This is a genomic window from Enhygromyxa salina, from assembly GCF_002994615.1.
Classification (GTDB): Bacteria; Myxococcota_A; Polyangia; order Nannocystales; family Nannocystaceae; genus Plesiocystis; species Plesiocystis salina_A.
Genome location: NZ_PVNK01000184.1, coordinates 1 through 15693 on the forward strand (window position 1 = coordinate 1; position 15693 = coordinate 15693).

Below are 15693 nucleotides of genomic sequence, written 5' to 3' on the forward strand. Positions count from 1 at the left end.
CGTTGATGGGGGGCTTGCTTGCCGGTGGGGGGCTCGTGTTCGTTGATGGGGGGCTCGCTTGCCGATGGAGCCCCATCGGCAAGCGAGCGCCTCATCAACGAACACGAGGTACCCGACCCAGTCGCTCGGACCGCCTGCGGCCGGGCGCGGAGTCGCATCGGCAAGCGAGCGCCTCATCAACGAAACGAGGTGCCCGAAACCCGATCGACTAATTGATAGCGACCGACCCGCCCCGGATCCGGTGGCGACGCCGCGCCCAGCTCGTGATGTCGCGCCCGATCACCCGCACCGTTCCATCGGCGCGAAGGGTGATCGCCGCGTCACCGCAGCGCAGGACCAGCTCCTCGCGGGCCTCGATGACCTGCCTGCCGGGCTCGCCGTCGACCTCGAGCTCCATTACCTTCGCGCGCTCGAGCTCGAGCGCGACGAGCTCCGCGTCGGGCTCGGGCTCGGGCTCCGCAGGCTTCGGGCTCAGCTCGGCCATCGACGACAGGCTCATGATGACCGGCGAGTCCGCGCGCCCGTCGAGGAAGCCCAGCAAGATCACCCGAGCCTCGCGCCGCGCGTCCTCGAGCTGCTCTGGCGCGACCATGCCGATCGCGCGGGCGACGACCGGCGGACCCTCATGGTTCAGGAAGGTGACCCGCGCTCGCCCCTCGGGGTCGATCTCCACGATGCGCCCCAAACACGGCTGCATCGGCCCCGAGCCCGGCGCCGGTGCAGGGGAGGGGACGCCGCCCCGGCGGGGCTCGGGACGTGGAGCGCTTCCATCGGGCATCGCCCAAGTCTACAAGAGTTTGTTGGCCGATCCTCGTGCAGATCCAACACCGTGACATCGTTCACGCCCTGCGCAGCCCGACAGCGTCCCCGCTACCCGTGGTGTCGGGCCGTCGGCCCCCAACGCTGTTAGACTCCGGCCCCCGTGACGGCCTCGACCCATCCGCTGGCGCCTCGTGTCGCTCGGGCGCCATTGCTCGCGTCCGCGCTGATCGTCATGGCCATGATCGCAGGCTCCCTCGGCTGCGGCCGTGGCGTCCGCGGCGAGATCTTCGTGCCTCCCTATCAGCCCGTGTGGAAGGGCCAGAACAAGCTGCCGACCTACCGCGTCGGGCTGCCCGGCGCCGCCTGGGAGCCCCTCGCCGGGCCCGGGTTTCAAGCCGTGTGGCAGCACAGCACCGACCCCGCGATCATCCAGGTCCACGGCGAGTGTGAAGATCACGGCGACAGCGATCTCGAGGACTTCACCGATCACCAGCGCATCGACTACTCGGAGTGGGCGATCGTCGAGGAGCCGACCGGCGAACTCGACGCCGAGGGCCGCCCGCGCATGCGCCAAAAGCAGTACTACACGACGATCGCCGACCGCGAGGCCCTCCGGACCACGGTCCGCGCGAAGCTCGACGGCGTCGAGGTCATGCTCGAGTACGTGGTCCTCAAGAAGGACGGCTGCCTGTTCGATCTCACCTACATCACCGTGCCCCGGTCCTTCGACCAGCACACGGGCGAGTTCCAGCAGGTCATCGATGGCTTCGGCTTTCCGGTCCAGCGTTGAGCCCACCATGCCTGTTCACGTCACAAGCGAGCCTGCGCCGTGAGCGAGAACCCGACCCTCCGCGGGGCCCTGCGCGAGTCGATCGCCAACCTCGGCGAGACGATCACCTCGGGCGTGAGGTGGTGCGGCGGCATGGCGGTGATGCTCGGCCAGGCCCTCCGCAGGGGTCCGCGGCGACCGCTGGGGCTGTTCGACATCTCCTACCAGACCCTCCAGCTCGGGATCCGCTCGATCCCGCTGGCCACGATGATGTCGCTCTTCGTCGGCATGATCCTCGCGTGGCAGTTCGGCGAGGCGCTGGCCGACTTCGGGGCCAAGAACTCGATCGGCTACGTGACCGCGCTGTCGCTGGTCCGCGAGCTGGTCCCGACGCTGCTGGCGGTCACGGTCGGGACCAAGATGGCGACGGGCATGACCGCCGAGCTCGGCTCGATGAAGGTCACCGAGCAGATCGACGCGATCTCGGCCCTCGGCGCCGATCCGATCAAAAAGCTCGTCTGGCCGCGCCTCGTCGCCGCCTCGATCGCCATGCCGCTGCTGGTCGCCTGGGGCAACGTCATAGCGATGCTCGGCGGCATGCTGATCTCCGACACCGTGTTCGACGTGCCGGCCGGCTACTTCTACGCGACCTACATCGACGAGCTCGAGCCGATGCACTACATCATGAGCCAGACCAAGGCCCTGGTGTTCGGCGGCCTGGCCGGGCTCGTCGGCTGCTACCAGGGCTTCTCGACCAAATTCGGGACCGAGGCCGTGGGCCTCTCGACGACCGAGACCGTGATCGCGGTCTCGGTCTCGGTCCTGCTCGCCGACTTCGCGCTCACGACCCTCTTCATGCCGATCGGATGAGCGACGCCAACCACAGCACGCCCGGCCCGGCCCCGCTCGACCCCGGGCGCATCGCCGACGCCGCGCGCTCCCAGACCGCGGCGGCGCTCGCTCGCGGCGCGGCCGCGCTGCCGTCGAGCTCGGGGGTCCGGCGGGCGCTGGGGACCACGATCGGCGAGTTTCACGGCAAGACCTGCGCCCGCGGCGAGACCCTGATCCAGTTCGAGAACATCCACAAGGCCTTCGGCGACAACGTCATCTACCGCGACATGAACCTCGACATCCGCCTCGGCGAGACGCTGACGATCATCGGCGGCAGCGGCGAGGGCAAGAGCGTGTGCCTCAAGCTCATGATCGGGCTGCTCCGGGCCGAGGCCGGGCGGGTGCTCTACTACGGCGAGGACGTGGGCGAGATGAACGCGGAGCAGCTCCGCGAGATTCGCATGCGGGTGTCGATGGTGTTCCAGGGCGGGGCCCTGTTCGACTCGATGACGATCGTCCAAAACGTCGGCTACGCTCTGCGCGAGCACACCGACATGGGCGACGAGGAGATCGAAGCCCGGGCCGTCGAGAGCTTGACCCTCGTCGGCCTCGGGCCCGCCGATCACCCCGGGATCATGGAACAAATCCCCGCCGCGCTGTCGGTGGGCATGCGCAAGCGGGTTGCGCTGGCTCGCTCGATCGCGCAGAGGCCCGAGGTTATCCTCTACGACGAGCCGACGACCGGGCTCGACCCCAGCAACTGCAACCGCATCGCTCGCATGATCCGCAAGCTCCAACGCGAACTCGGCGTGACCAGCATCGTCGTGACCCACGACATGACCACGGCCTGGTACGTCGCCGACCGCGTGGCCATGCTCTACGACAAGTCCTTCCCCTTCGTCGACGAGGTCGAGGCCTTCCGGGCGATCGATGATCCCCGGGTCCGCAACTTCATCGAGGGGCGCACGGGCTGATGGCCGGCAAGCGACGCGACGAGCAAAGGACCAACTTCGTCGTTGGCATGTTCGTGGTCGCGTTTGGCGGCCTCCTGATCGCCTCGCTGTTCCTGATCGCGATCAGCGAGGGCGTGCTCAGCGAGAAGACCACGATCCGCGCGCACTTCCGCACGGTCTCGGGCCTGACCAAGGCGTCCAAGGTCCAGCTCGCGGGCAAGGAGATCGGCGTCGTCGAGGAGGTCACGTTCATCTCGCCGACCTACGCGTGCAACCCCGTGAGCGAGGACCTCGGCCGCTTCAACGAGACCCGCAGCGATGACTGCGACCCGGCGCTGTTGTGCGCGTCGATGCCCGGCGGCGGCGGGCTGTGTGCCGAGCTCGAGGACTTCAACGGCGATCCCCGGGCCTACGCCGGCTGCGCCGACGACAGCTCCTGCGCCGAGGGCGAGGTCTGCGTGACCCGCCAGTTTCGTCAGCGCTACAAGCGGGTCCGCTGGGCCGGGACCGAGGGCGTGTGCGTGCCGTTCACGACCGAGCACCGCCGCGTCGAGGTCACGATGCGCATCGACGAGGACAAGCTCCAGTACCTGCGGGCCGACAGCCGGGCCACGGTCGCGTCAAACGGGGTCCTCGGAGATCAGCTGATCAACATCTCCGTTGGCAGCAGCGAGATCCACATCGAGCCCGGCGGGCGGATCCAGTCGACGCCCTCGCTGATGGAGGAGCTCAACATCTTCAAGGATCAGATCGGCGGCATCATCGACAAGGTCGACACCAGCTTGTCGGGGATCTCGGGCCTGTTCACCTCGCTCAACAACGAGAACACCAAGCGCGACCTCCAGGGCATCCTGGCCAACGCCAACGAGATCAGCCGGCAGATCAAAGACGGCGAGGGCCTCGTCGGCGCGCTGTTCAACGAGCCCGAGTACAAGGACGACTTTGGCCGCACGCTCAAGTCCGTGCGCCACTCGGCCGGCCAGCTCGACGAGACCCTGTCGGCGCTCAACAACCAGGCCGGGCCCGCCCTGCGCAACGTCTCGCGCGCGGCCGGCAACGTCAGCGACATCCTCGAAGATCTCGAGAACCCCAAGAACCAGTCGGTGATCGGGCGCGCCCTCCACGACCCAGAGATGGGCCAGGACGCCGCCGACGCGGTCAAGAACGCGGCCGAGGCCGTCGACTCGGCCCGGGCCGCGATCACCGATCTCCAGGTCGTCGTCGCCGAGGTCAGCCACTCGGTCACGGCCGGCGAGGGCACGATCGGCAAGCTGCTCAAAGATCCGAAGGCCTACGACGACCTCGTCAAGCTGCTCGGCAACATCGAGCGCGTCAACGTGGTCAAGAAGCTCGTGCGCTTCGTGATCGAGCAAGACGAGGCCAAGGACTCGGCGCGGCCGACGGCCTCGACCGACTGAGGGGGGCCGCCAGCAGTGCCGACGCGGCGAGAGCAGCGACGCGTGAACTCGGCCGTGGCCCTGTTCGGCCTCTCGCTCGGCGCGCTGATGATGGCCTCCTACGTGCTCATCGCGATCAGCGAGGGCCTGCTGGTGCCCAAGTCCCGGGTCATCGCCGACTTCCGCGACGCCGGGAGCATCGGTCGCGACACCGAGGTCCAGCTCGCGGGCAAGCAGATCGGCAAGGTCGTCGACATCCAGTTCATTACGGAGCGCTATCCCTGCGACCCCCAGACCGAGGACTTTGGCCACCCCTACCAGGGCCGGACCGACGCGTGCGAGCCGTGGATGTTCTGCGCCCCCGACGGCTCCGGTGAGGACGCCAGCCAGGGCGTGTGCGCCGAGCTCGAGGAGTACAGCGGCCACAGCAGCGACTATCAAGGCTGCGAGGGCCCCGGCAGCTGCGAGCCCGGGCAGGTCTGCGTGACCCGGGCCTTTCGTCAGCGCTACCGGGGCGTGCGCTGGTGGGGCCAGGCCGGTTGGTGCGTCAACTACGACTCCGAGAGCCAGCGGATCCGCGCGGCCATGGAGATCGAAGACAGCTCCTTGCAGTACATCCGGACCGACAGCCGGGCCAGCATCGTGCTCAACGGCGTCCTCGCCGATCCGCGGGTCAACATCACGGTCGGCGTGAGCGACGAGGAGATCCGCGCGGGCGACCGCCTCCAGACCACGTCGTCGCTGATGGAGGACGTGCTCGGGCTCAAAGATCAGATCGACAAGATCGCCGAAGACGTCGATCGGGGCTTGCTCGGGGTCTCGGCCCTGACCGACTCGCTCAACGACGAGGCGACTAAGGCCCACATCGCCTCGTTGCGGGTCAACGTCAGCGAGATCCAGCGCCAGGTCGCCGCGGCCGAGGGCCTCGTCGGGGCGGTCCTCAACGATCCCGACACGCGCGCGGACATCAGCCGGACCCTGCGCGAGACCCGAGACGCCGTGACCGAGGCCCAGGCCGACTTCGACGAGCTGAAGCGCAAGTCCAAGCGGACCGCCCGGCAGGTCGAGACCGCCGCAGGCAAGATCGAGAGCATCCTCGCGGGCCTCGACGACCCCGAGAACACCAGCTTGCTCGCGGCCCTCGTCAACGAGAACGCCAGCCTCCAGGCCGACGGCGCCCGGCTCGGCGACAGCACCCAGGAGGCGATCGGGGCCGGGCTCGAGGCGATGGCCGACATCGAGGCCGCGCTCGAGGTGATCGGCTCGGCGATCGACCGGCGCGAGGGCTCGCTCGGTCGCCTGGTCGCCGATCCCAAGCCCCTGTACCACATCAAGGATCCGGCCACGCTGCGCCGGGTCAACGTGGTCAAGTCCCTCGTTCGCTGGGTCATCGCCGAAGACAACGCGCAGGGAAACCTGTCGCGCCCCGAGCCAGCTGAGCCGGCCGAGCCGGCCGAGCCGGCCGAGCCACCCGACGCGGCGGAGGGCGTCGGCCCAGCCCCGGACTGAGGGCCGCTTTTTTGCCGTGGCGGGCCAGCGTATCTGGCACTCTGAGGGCGAGGTCCCCATGCCCCCCACGCTGCGTCTCTCGTCCCTCCCTTTGCTCTGTCTCGCCCTCGTGTCCGCGTGTGCGGCCACCGAACGCGACGCGAAGACCGGCGACGCCGACAAGAGCGAGGTCGAGACCGCCGCCAAGGCCGAGGCGGGCGACGAGGAGCCACCGCCGCCGGTCAGCGCCAAGATCGCGATCTCCTCGGTCCAGATGATCCAAGACTGCCCGGACCCGCCCGCGCCGAGCCCCGGAGCGCCGAGCCCCGGAGCGCCGAGCCCCGGAGCGCCGAGCCCCCAGGCGCCAGCTCCGACGGAGCCGCTCGCCGACGAGTCGATGGCGAAGCCGGCGGCGATGCCCCCGCGTGTCGACGAGGGATCCGGTGCGCGCTTCGCCCCGGGGGACGCCCCGGGCTTCGTCCAGCCCTGTGATCAGTCGAACATGCAGCTGACCATCGAGATCGCGGGGGCCTCGGGCCAGACCGCGGTCCCGGTCGCGGTCAAGGCCGTCCGCCTGCTCTCGAAGGGCAGGCAGGTCGGCGAGCTGAAGTCGCGCAAGCCGAGCGCGTGGTCCGAGGAGCGCTACCAGCCCTGGGACGAGCAGCTCAGCCCCGGCGAGGCGCTCAAGGCCAGCTACAAGCTCGGGCTGCCCGACTGGACCGCCGTCGAGCAGGCGATCGGCGAGAGCAGCTTCGGCCACATGTTCACGATCGAGGTCGACGTCGAGGTCGACGGTCGGGTCGAGACCGTGGTGTCGCCCGAGTTCCCCCGCGAAGAACCCCACGTCATCGTGACCTGAGCGCTGATGTTCCGGCGAGGCAGCGTCTTCGCTCCGGGCCTGGTCGCGCTCGGGTTCACGCTCGGCTGCGAGGCCGCGCCCGCGCCGGCGCCGACCTCCGCGAGCGAGCCGCCGCCGGTCCGTGCCTCGGCCGCCGTCGAGCCGGACGCGGAGCCAGAGCCCGCGCCAGAGCCGTGGTCGGACGCGTGGCTCGAGGCCGAGGCGAGCCGCTACCTCGACGACCCGAGCTTTCGTCGCCAGGCCCTCGAGGCCTCGCTGACCAACCCCGACAACCAGTACTCGCGCAAGCGCCTGGCCGCCTACGGCCACGCCGATCGCGGCTGGGACGGGCTCCCGCAGTGGCGGCCGAAGGTCACACAGGTGACGACGCCGATCGTCGAGCAGCTGCGCGAGACCGGCGAGCTCAGGGCCCCGCCCGGGACGCCGCTGTGGGACGGCCAGCGACCCACGAGCCTCGCCGCCTGGGTCGAGCTCGGCGAGCGGGTGTTCTACGACTACCCCCTGCGACCCGAGCTCTTCGCCCGCCACGCCCTCGCCAACCCCGAGCTCGCGGCCTCCGTCGGCCTCCGGCCCGACCCGAGCGGGCGCTGGCCCGGGGTCGTGGTGTTCGACGATCTCGACGGCCAGCGGGAGGTCGGGATCACCTGCGCCCTGTGTCACGTCGGCGAGGACGCGGGCGGCGGCCTGGTCCCCGGCCGGGCCCATCGGGGACTCGACTACGGCGCCATGCGCCTGGCCTACTACCGCGACAGCAACACGCCGATCTCCGCCGAGCTCGCCCAGCGCATGGCCAGCTGGGGACCCGGCCGGGCCGACATCACCGACGACGAAGACGAGGATCCGGTCGCGATCCCGGATCTGTGGCGGGTCCGCGAGCTGACCCATCTGACCCAGGCCGCCACGCTGCGCCACGATCACCCCGCGGCCCTGGCGATCCGCCAGGAGACGCAGCTGCTCCACGCCAACCGCGAGCGCGCCCGGCCGCCCCGCGAGCTCGCGTGGGCCCTGGCGATGTACGTGTACTCGCTCGCGCCGCCGCCTCGCGCGGACCCGCCGTCGGCCTCGGCCTCGGCCACCGCGCTCGGCCGGGCGACCTTCGAGCGGGCCTGCGCGCGCTGTCACGAGTACGCCAACGGATCCGGCGAACCGGTCTCGGCCCGCTCGGTCGGCACCGATCCAGCCCTGGCCCTCGGCCGCGCGCGGGGGACCGGGCTCTACCGACCCGCCGCGCTGGTTCGGGTCGCCGACGCGGGCCCCTATCTCCACGACGGCACCGTCGCCTCGCTCGAGGATCTGCTCAGCCCGGCCCGGCTCGAGCCCGAGTTTCGCGCGGGCGTCCGGGGCCCCGGGCCCGTCGTCGGCCATCGCTACGGGATGGACCTGCCCGAGGACACGCGCGCGGCCTTGATCGCCTACCTCGGCACGCGCTGACCCGGCTCGTCGCTCGCGGCCCGGGCGTCCACAAACTCGACGTCGGACGCGTGCGCGCGCTCGCGCAGCGCTCGGCTCAGGCCCGGGCGGTCGTAGTGGGCCGTGTCCACGCGGGCCAGCGTCAGCTGCGACAGCCCGGCGTCGAGCAGGGGGCTGAGTCCGTCGAGCAGGGCCTGGGTCTGCTGCGGCGCCGGGGACCTGGCCGAGCTCGGGTCGAGGGGCGCGTGGACGTCGAGGGTGACTTGGGTCAGCCGGTCCGCGGCGTCGCGCTCGATGGTCACGGTGCAGCCCTCGGGCCGGGTCGCGCGGGTCGTGGCCCCGTCGATCATCCGCAGACGTCGGACGTGCTCGGGCAGTCGATCGCGCAGGAGCTCGTAGCGCGTGCGCAGGTAGGGGTCCTCGCGGTGGTCACCGACCCAGTCGCGGACCTGGCCGCGCTTGCGGTGGTAGTAGACCGCGAATTCCTCGAGCCCCACGCAGGTCGGCGAGTCGATCAGGACCAGGAGCTGGGCGTTGACCGCTCGGCGGACCAGCAGCGATCGCAGGCCCAGCGGGGTGTCGAAGCGGAGGTTGGGATCGGCGAGCGAGCACTCGTAGTGTTCGACGGACTCCAGCCGGCCCGCGGCGCGCAGCGCGACGAAGCGCTCGAGATCCAAGAACCCGTAGAGCGAGCGCAGCCGGTCGAGGCGCCCGCGCAGGGCCAGGAGCTCGGGCACGTGGCCGTCGAGGCTGCGCAGCGTCGACCACTCGCTCGCGCCGACGATCTCGGCGTCGAGCTTGCCGACCTCGATCGAGGCCGCGGACAGAAACCCTCGCTCGAACACGCGACCGTCGCGGCCGAGGACCGCGTGGAGGACCCCGGCCCACTCGGCCTCGTGGCGCCTGAGCAGCTCGCGCTCGCGGGCGGAGGCCGGCGCGTCGGTCCCCGCCCGCGCGAGCTGCAAGGTGATGAACTCGCCGCGGGGATCGCCTTGCTCGGTCAGCCAGTCGGCGTAGACCAGGCGGCGCGCGTCGGCGTCGGGGTCGGCGTAGATCGCGTCGCGCAGCGCGGCTGTCCGGGCCTCGCGCGCGCGCTGATCCCGAGCCCGGTGCTCGAGCTGGGTCTGAGCCGCGCGCGCGCCCGCGTCGAGCTGGACGATCGAGACCGCCGAGAGGCTGGAGATCGCGCCCCGGAGCTGGCGCCGGAGCTCGGACCCCACGCCGGGCTCGCGGGCGAGCTGCTCGAGGGTCGCGAGCTGCCGGGGGTCGCGCTGGGCCGCGAGCAGACGGACGGTGTTCGCGGCGACCTCAGCTGCGCCGGGCGCCTCGACCGGTGTCAGGGGCAGCCGCAGGCGCGAGGCCATGGCCGCGGCCAGGAGCGGATCGGGGGTCCAGTCGGCGAGCACGCGCAGCCGCTCGAGCTCGGGCAGATCGGGGTGCCAGGGCTCGTCGAGGAGGACCGGCAGCAGCAGGGGGTCGCCGCGGCCCCGATCGGCCCGCTCACGCCAGCTCCTGGCCCGCTCGGCCGGGTCGCGGCCCGCGAGGGGCTCGGCCCGAACACGGGCCAGGAGCAGCTCGTAGAGCCCCGCGACGCTCGGGTTTCGGCTCTCGCGCCAGGCCGCGCGCAGGTGCTCCGCCATCGCCCCGTGTCGGCCCGCGGCCATCGCCGTGGTCGCGGTCTCGAGGGACCGCGCGAGCGCTCGCCGGGCCTCGCTCATCGGGGGCTCACCGAGGTCGACGGGCCCGACGCGGTGCCCTGGGGTCGGCGCGCGAGGGTCGAGATGGCGGCGACCCGCACGACGATGCGCTTGCGCTCTGGATCGAACAGGCCCATCCGCGCCCGCAATCTACCTGACGCGGGGCTGTTCCACGGGCCGTGCAACGCGCGGATCGATGGACGCGACGGGGAGCGACGGGAAGCGACGGGGAGCGACGCAGTGATGTTTGGATCATGTAATGTCAGTAATCTGAGATCCGTGATTCCAAAGAATTGAAGTGTGCGTATTTTCGCTCAATTTTGATGTTTTAACTGTACTGAGGGCCAATCTGCTGTCTTTTGGATCGTGCCCGAATATGCACTACACACCGATGAAATGTCGGCACTTTGCTTGCAGCGTGGTCACCCCGATGTCGAGCTACACCGAAGTATCGGCGCTCCACGAGCAAATCCGCGAGCTCGTGCGGCGCTGGTTGCCGATGCTCTTGAGCCAGGCGGGTGTGTCAAATCGAGATATGGTGATGTTGCGTGAGGCCGTCAGCACCGATGAGGGTGATCTGCGCACCCAACTCGACTTTGCTCGGCGCGCCGTCGAGAACGCTGCCCAGCGCCGAGTTCGAGATGACGCGAAGAGCGTGAACCTCGCCGAGTCCGTGCTCTCGCTCGTCTCGGGCCTGTGCCTGACCCTCAACCTCCAGCACCGGGACTTCCGCTCGGCCCAGCGGCGGCTCGACGAGGTCAAGCGTGAGCTGTTTGCGCTGATCGTCGTCGGGCCCGCGTCCACCAGGCGAGTCGAGCTCAGGCCCTCGAGCTGGTGGTCACGCCTCGTCTCACGTGGCGCAAACGGCGACATCACCCTGCTCAACTGAGCGCCCCGTTATGCCTCTGTGGGGCAAATGGTCGCGCTTTGTCGGTCCGCCGGGGAGTCGAGCTGGCGAAGGGATCCAAAGGTCAGTCGAGACATCTTGACGGGCACACATAACTCGCTTAAGTACTCCGGCCCGCGCCGAGGTAGCTCAGCTGGTTAGAGCGGAGGATTCATAACCCTCAGGTCGGCAGTTCAAGTCTGCCCCCCGGCACTCACACAAGGCCGCCAGCGTCCGCTGGCGGCCTTTTCTTCAACCGCGGGACACGCACTTGGCTACTCAGGCACCGGCAGGGCCGCGCGCGGGCGAGCGCATCTTCCTGGTCGACGGCAACAACCTCGTCCACCGGCTGTTTCACGCCACGCCGCCGAGCTTCGCCCCGGCCGACGGGACCACCCCGATCAACGCCGTCGTCGCCTGGACCCGGCGCATGCGGGCGCTGCGTCTTCGCTACGATCCCCACTACCTGGTGCCGATCTTCGACGGGCCCGGCGACAACTGGCGGCGCGAGCTCTACCCCGAGTACAAGGCCAAGCGCAGGCCCTCGCCGGCTGAGCTCGACAGCCAGTGGGAGCCGATCTGGCGGGTCAGCGAGGCCCTCGGGCTGTCCCCCGTACGCCAGGCGAGCCTCGAGGCCGACGACCTGCTCGGCGCCTACACCGAGGCGGCCGTCGCCGCGCAGCTCGAGGTCGTGGTCGTGTCGAACGACAAGGATCTGATGCAGCTGATCCGCGGGCCCGACCGCGGCCCGGGATCTGTCCGTCAGCTCAACCCCTTCAGCGGGCGCTCGTTTGGCCCCGCACAGGTCGAGGCCAAGTTCGGTGTCCCGCCCGCGCTCTTGGCCGACCTGCTCGCGCTCGCGGGCGACAGCACCGACAACATCCCCGGGGTCCCGGGGATCGGGCCCAAGATCGCTGCGTCGTTGATCCGAGATTGGGGCGACCTCGCGGGCGTGTTGGCCAACGCGTCGCTCGTTCGCCAGACCAAGCGGAGCCAGAGCCTGCTGCGCAACGCCGACAGCGCTCGCCTGAGCCGCAAGCTCGTCGCGCTGCGCAGCGATCGACCGCTGCCTCGGGCGCTGGCGGACATCCCCCGCTGGACGCCCTCGCGCAGGGCCCTCGACGCGTTCTTCGGCGAGCTCGGCTTCGCGTCCTTCGAGCTGGCGCTCGACGGTTTTCAGCCCAGGGAATGACCTACGATGGCGGCCCCGAGGCCGCGCTGTCCAAGCGCAGGGCGTCTGCGGGGGTCTCATCAATGCTCTGCTTGCGTCTGCTCCTCGCCACCTCGCTCGGTTCGGGCTTCGAGCCCGGCCTCGCAGCTCCGGCCGACTCGATCCCCGGCCAGGTCCCGGCGCCCGTGGTGATCCACAGCGCCCCCGTCGACGGTCGCGTGCTCCGGGCCGACTTCGAGGTCCCCAGGCAGGTCCTGCTGGTGTTCACGCAGACCTGGCCCCGGGCGAGCGCGGCGATCGCCGCGCAGGTGCTCGACAGCGGGACGAGGCTCGCCCTCGTGCGCGAGCGCGACAGCGCCCGCTTGGCGTTGACGCGCTTCGTCACCAAGCTCGAGCGCGCTCACGGACAGCCAATCACCACCCACGCAGACGCCGTCGACACGCCGTGGGTGCGCGACTGGGGGCCCCTGCAGCTGCGCCGGGCAGGGGGCGGCTCGCTGTGGCTCGACGCCGCCCTCGATGATGCCCTGCGAGCGCACGACGACGGCGCGCCCGGCTGGCTCGCGCGCCACCACGCCGTCGCGCTCGACGCCCTCCCGTGGGCCGTCGACGGCGGGGCGTTCATCAGCAACGGCGCTGGCCTGTGCGTGCTGAGCCTCGACTACCTCGACGCCCGCGGCGTCACCTCCGACACCGAGGCGCTGCCCGAGCTGCTCGGGCAGCTCGGCTGTCGGGTCACCGCCGTGGTCCCGACCCTGGTCGCCGAGCACACCAAGCACGTCGACATGATCGCCCAGTTCGTCGGACCCGATCGCCTGATGGTCGCCCGGATCGTCGACGAGCCAGGCGGCGCCAGCGAGGACGCGCTGCGGCTCGAGGCCGCCGAGCGCGGCATCCGAGCGGCCGCGGCCCTGCTCGACGAGGGCGTCACGCTCGATGTCGTGCACGTGCCCACGCCGCCGTCCGAGCCCGGCCGAAACCCGCGCAGCTACGTCAACGGTCTGCGCCTCGCCGATCGCTACCTGATGCCGAGCTACCCCGAGCTCGGTCCCCCGTGGCAGCGCGAGGCCCAGGCGGCCGTCCAGGAGGCAGTCGGCGAGCTCCCGGTCGTGGCGATCGACGCGAGCGACATGATCGGCGCCGGCGGTGCGATCCACTGCGCGACGCTCGGCCTGTGGACCGACTGAGGACCGACTGAGGACCGCTCAGCTCGATCCGCCCGCCAAAAAGGCCGCCGCCCGCGAGAGCACGTCGCCACGCCACTGCAAGGTCGAGTGGACGCCGCCGACGAACTCCGGCTCGAGGCCGGGGAGGGGCGTCTCGTCGCTCGCGACCACGCCGTCGTCGTCGCCGTCGATCCGGGGGTTGTAGCCGCGTCCGTCGCCCGTGCCCCCGACCAGGATCAGCGTCTCGCAGCTCGGCGGCGGCGGCGGCAGCTCGGCGACGCGCGGCGGCTGCAGCTCATCGGCGGCGAGACCGTAGAGCCAGCGAAAGGGCGGGAAGTCGCGCTGACGCTCGGCGAGCACCGCGCCTTTGTTCGGCGGCGCCAGCATGACCAGGCGCTGGCGAGGAGCGAGCTCCAGCAGCGTCGGGCGGGCGAGGAGGGCCCGCGCAACCAGGCCGCCCATGCTGTGGGTCAAGATCCCGAGCACCGCCGTCTGACGGCCGTCGAGCCAGGCGCGGATCCTCGCCTCGAGCTGTTCGGCGTGGTCGTCGAGGGTGCCGCGGCGGGTGGCGTAGCCGAAGGACCGCGCGTCGAAGCCCCGGCGCCCGAGAGAGCGCGCCGTCGGTCGCATGCCGAGGGGAGTGCGCAGCGCCCCGTGGAGCAGCACGACCGGGACTCGCTCGGCCATCGGCGCCTCAGTCCGACTTCTTGCTGGCCTTGCTCTTGCCCGCGTCGTCGGAGCCTTCGGTCTTCTTGCCGGACGACTTCTTCTTGGCCGTGGAGGTCTTGTTGCCGGAGGTCTTGTTGCCGGCCTTCTTCTTGCCAGACGACTTCTTGCCGGACTTCTTCTTGCCAGACGACTTCTTGCCGGACTTCTTCTTGCCTTCGTCCGCGCCCGGGGTCCACGGTCCGCCCTTCCACTGGATGAGCCCCTGGGGATCATCGGCGAGCTTCTTGAGCCGCGTGATGTGGGCGCCGACGACCAGCCCGATGATGACCACCCCGGTGACCTGACCAAGCGACACCGGCCCGGCGATCTCGGGGGTCATGTCGTAGCGGAAGGGGTCCTCGATCAGGTAGCGCGTGGCGCCGTAGAAGCCGAGGGCGAACAGGGCGACCTGGCCCGAGTACTTGCGCCGGGCCCGGATCACGAAGGTGAGCCCCGCCCCGACCGCCGCGGCAGCCGCCGCGTAGAGCTGCGAGGGATGCACGGGCAGCGAGAGGTCGGCGGGGATCCGCATCCCGGTGAGGATGCGGCGCTGGATGTCGTAGACCGGCGAGTCGGCCGGGAACTGGACCGCGAGGAAGAAGTCGGGGTCGACGTAGTAGCCGAAGTCCGCGCCCGACAAGAACGCGGCCACCCGCTCGAGCACGACGCCGATCAAGAAGGCAGGCGCGGCGCAGTCGAGCCAGGCCCACGGCGGTATCTTTTTGTTCTGGCAGTAGACGCCCGCGAGGATCAGCCCCGCGAGCACGCCCCCGAAGCCCGACAGCCCCCCAGCTTGAAGCTGGATCAGCGAGGCGATGCCCTCGGACTGGTCGGGGTTTTGGAACAGCCACATCGAGCGCGCGGCCAGGAGACCGCCGCCGACGGCGATCACGTAACCGGTGCCGAGCTGATCGGCCGGGAGCTTGTCGGCCCGCGCGAGCTGGAGGCTCAGGATCCAGCCGAGGATCAGGGCGACAGCGATCAGGAAGCCGTAGGCATGAATCGGCGTCTCGCCGAGTGAGAACAAGACGGGGTACATGGCAGCTGCGAATGGAGGTCGGCCGCGTCACCGCGGCCGAAGTCGGGCGAGCCTATCACCCTGGTCGCGTTTGTCAGGTGGCCTGTGCGGGAGGCCCGCTGCCGCGACTAGTCGGCGTAGACCGCTTCTTCTTTTTCCTGGGCTTCCTTGCACTGGATGCACAAGGGGGCCTCGGGCCGCGCCTCGAGGCGCTTGGTCGAGATCGGCTCCTCGCACTCCTCGCAGACGCCGTACTCGCCGTCTTCGATCTTGCGCAAGGCGATCTCGATCTTGTTCATCAAGTGGCGCTCGCGGCCCCGCAGTCGGAACGAAAACGACTGCATGTACTCGCTGGACGCCTGGTCGACCTCGTCGAAGCGGTCATCGGGGGACAGGATCATCTCGTTCGACAACGTCTCTTGGGCCTGCTCCAGCAGGCGCCGCCGTTTGTCGTTGAGCAGCGATTTGAAGTTGTCGAGCTGCTTTTTGGTCAAGTGTGAGGACGTCACCTGATCACCGTCCTTTCGGCTGGCCACTGCGGATCTTTGACGATTGGTGGGGCGGGGAGCGTATCGACT

At 70.3% G+C, this 15693-nt stretch carries 15 protein-coding genes and 1 tRNA gene; 11 read left to right on the forward strand and 5 right to left on the reverse strand.

Going from position 1 to position 15693, the window contains the following annotated elements:
• Positions 1 to 208: 208 nt before the first annotated feature.
• Complete coding sequence (locus tag ENSA5_RS21065) at positions 209 to 685, reverse strand: DUF6484 domain-containing protein (RefSeq protein ID WP_146155944.1); 477 nt, start codon at positions 683 to 685, stop codon at positions 209 to 211.
• 315 nt (positions 686 to 1000) lie between these two features.
• Here ENSA5_RS21065 and ENSA5_RS21070 point away from each other — a divergent pair, with 315 nt between their 5' ends.
• The 7 genes from ENSA5_RS21070 (at position 1001) to ENSA5_RS21100 (ending at position 8490) form a co-directional block, all read left to right on the forward strand.
• Complete coding sequence (locus tag ENSA5_RS21070) at positions 1001 to 1552, forward strand: hypothetical protein (protein WP_146155945.1); 552 nt, start codon at positions 1001 to 1003, stop codon at positions 1550 to 1552.
• Positions 1553 to 1591: 39 nt separating this feature from the next.
• Positions 1592 to 2401: an MlaE family ABC transporter permease gene (locus ENSA5_RS21075; RefSeq protein WP_106393476.1), complete on the forward strand. Its 810-nt coding sequence runs from the start codon at positions 1592 to 1594 to the stop codon at positions 2399 to 2401.
• On the forward strand, positions 2398 to 3336 hold the full coding sequence (locus tag ENSA5_RS21080) for an ABC transporter ATP-binding protein (protein ID WP_258182947.1): 939 nt from the start codon (positions 2398 to 2400) through the stop codon (positions 3334 to 3336). Before ENSA5_RS21075 ends, ENSA5_RS21080 begins: the two co-directional genes overlap by 4 nt.
• A complete protein-coding gene (locus ENSA5_RS21085) occupies positions 3336 to 4733 on the forward strand; it encodes an MlaD family protein (RefSeq protein WP_106393477.1) in 1398 nt (465 codons plus the stop codon). Before ENSA5_RS21080 ends, ENSA5_RS21085 begins: the two co-directional genes overlap by 1 nt.
• Before the next feature lie 42 nt (positions 4734 to 4775).
• Positions 4776 to 6221 (forward strand): hypothetical protein, encoded by a 1446-nt coding sequence (locus tag ENSA5_RS21090; RefSeq protein ID WP_146155946.1) that lies wholly within the window; start codon positions 4776 to 4778, stop codon positions 6219 to 6221.
• Positions 6222 to 6312: 91 nt separating this feature from the next.
• Positions 6313 to 7059 (forward strand): hypothetical protein, encoded by a 747-nt coding sequence (locus ENSA5_RS21095; protein WP_106393479.1) that lies wholly within the window; start codon positions 6313 to 6315, stop codon positions 7057 to 7059.
• Positions 7060 to 7065: 6 nt separating this feature from the next.
• A complete protein-coding gene (locus tag ENSA5_RS21100; RefSeq protein ID WP_106393480.1) occupies positions 7066 to 8490 on the forward strand; it encodes a hypothetical protein in 1425 nt (474 codons plus the stop codon).
• Here the strand turns inward: ENSA5_RS21100 and ENSA5_RS21105 are convergent.
• Positions 8472 to 10187: a TIGR02996 domain-containing protein gene (locus ENSA5_RS21105; RefSeq protein WP_106393481.1), complete on the reverse strand. Its 1716-nt coding sequence runs from the start codon at positions 10185 to 10187 to the stop codon at positions 8472 to 8474. The two genes, ENSA5_RS21100 and ENSA5_RS21105, sit on opposite strands and share 19 nt — an antisense overlap.
• A 514-nt stretch (positions 10188 to 10701) precedes the next feature.
• Here ENSA5_RS21105 and ENSA5_RS21110 point away from each other — a divergent pair.
• The 4 genes from ENSA5_RS21110 (at position 10702) to ENSA5_RS21125 (ending at position 13410) form a co-directional block, all read left to right on the forward strand.
• On the forward strand, positions 10702 to 11055 hold the full coding sequence (locus ENSA5_RS21110; protein WP_146155947.1) for a hypothetical protein: 354 nt from the start codon (positions 10702 to 10704) through the stop codon (positions 11053 to 11055).
• 136 nt (positions 11056 to 11191) lie between these two features.
• Positions 11192 to 11265: transfer RNA gene (locus tag ENSA5_RS21115), tRNA-Met, on the forward strand.
• Between the two features lie 58 nt (positions 11266 to 11323).
• Positions 11324 to 12244 carry a 5'-3' exonuclease gene (locus ENSA5_RS21120; protein WP_106393483.1) on the forward strand — a complete coding sequence of 307 codons (921 nt, stop codon included), beginning with the start codon at positions 11324 to 11326 and terminating at the stop codon, positions 12242 to 12244.
• Positions 12241 to 13410, forward strand: coding sequence for an agmatine deiminase family protein (locus ENSA5_RS21125; RefSeq protein WP_106393484.1), 1170 nt, complete (start codon positions 12241 to 12243; stop codon positions 13408 to 13410). Before ENSA5_RS21120 ends, ENSA5_RS21125 begins: the two co-directional genes overlap by 4 nt.
• Before the next feature lie 18 nt (positions 13411 to 13428).
• On the opposite strand, the gene ENSA5_RS21130 is transcribed toward ENSA5_RS21125, so the two are convergent.
• The 3 genes from ENSA5_RS21130 to ENSA5_RS21140 all read right to left on the reverse strand — a co-directional run bounded on the left by ENSA5_RS21130 (position 13429) and on the right by ENSA5_RS21140 (position 15609).
• Positions 13429 to 14076, reverse strand: coding sequence for an esterase/lipase family protein (locus ENSA5_RS21130; protein ID WP_106393485.1), 648 nt, complete (start codon positions 14074 to 14076; stop codon positions 13429 to 13431).
• A 7-nt stretch (positions 14077 to 14083) separates the two neighbouring features.
• Positions 14084 to 15136 carry a prolipoprotein diacylglyceryl transferase gene (locus ENSA5_RS21135; RefSeq protein WP_106393486.1) on the reverse strand — a complete coding sequence of 351 codons (1053 nt, stop codon included), beginning with the start codon at positions 15134 to 15136 and terminating at the stop codon, positions 14084 to 14086.
• A 107-nt stretch (positions 15137 to 15243) separates the two neighbouring features.
• Positions 15244 to 15609, reverse strand: a complete 366-nt coding sequence (locus tag ENSA5_RS21140; protein WP_106393538.1) for a TraR/DksA family transcriptional regulator — start codon at positions 15607 to 15609, stop codon at positions 15244 to 15246.
• Positions 15610 to 15693: the final 84 nt, after the last annotated feature.

Coding starts and splice junctions, on each gene's coding strand:
- ENSA5_RS21110 (WP_146155947.1), top strand. CDS start 10,702: ATGGTGATGTTGCGTGAGGCCGTCAGCACCGATGAGGGTGATCTGCGC.
- ENSA5_RS21080 (WP_258182947.1), top strand. CDS start 2,398: ATGAGCGACGCCAACCACAGCACGCCCGGCCCGGCCCCGCTCGACCCC.
- ENSA5_RS21130 (WP_106393485.1), bottom strand. CDS start 14,076: ATGGCCGAGCGAGTCCCGGTCGTGCTGCTCCACGGGGCGCTGCGCACT.
- ENSA5_RS21135 (WP_106393486.1), bottom strand. CDS start 15,136: ATGTACCCCGTCTTGTTCTCACTCGGCGAGACGCCGATTCATGCCTAC.
- ENSA5_RS21105 (WP_106393481.1), bottom strand. CDS start 10,187: ATGAGCGAGGCCCGGCGAGCGCTCGCGCGGTCCCTCGAGACCGCGACC.
- ENSA5_RS21070 (WP_146155945.1), top strand. CDS start 1,001: ATGATCGCAGGCTCCCTCGGCTGCGGCCGTGGCGTCCGCGGCGAGATC.
- ENSA5_RS21125 (WP_106393484.1), top strand. CDS start 12,241: ATGACCTACGATGGCGGCCCCGAGGCCGCGCTGTCCAAGCGCAGGGCG.
- ENSA5_RS21085 (WP_106393477.1), top strand. CDS start 3,336: ATGGCCGGCAAGCGACGCGACGAGCAAAGGACCAACTTCGTCGTTGGC.
- ENSA5_RS21100 (WP_106393480.1), top strand. CDS start 7,066: ATGTTCCGGCGAGGCAGCGTCTTCGCTCCGGGCCTGGTCGCGCTCGGG.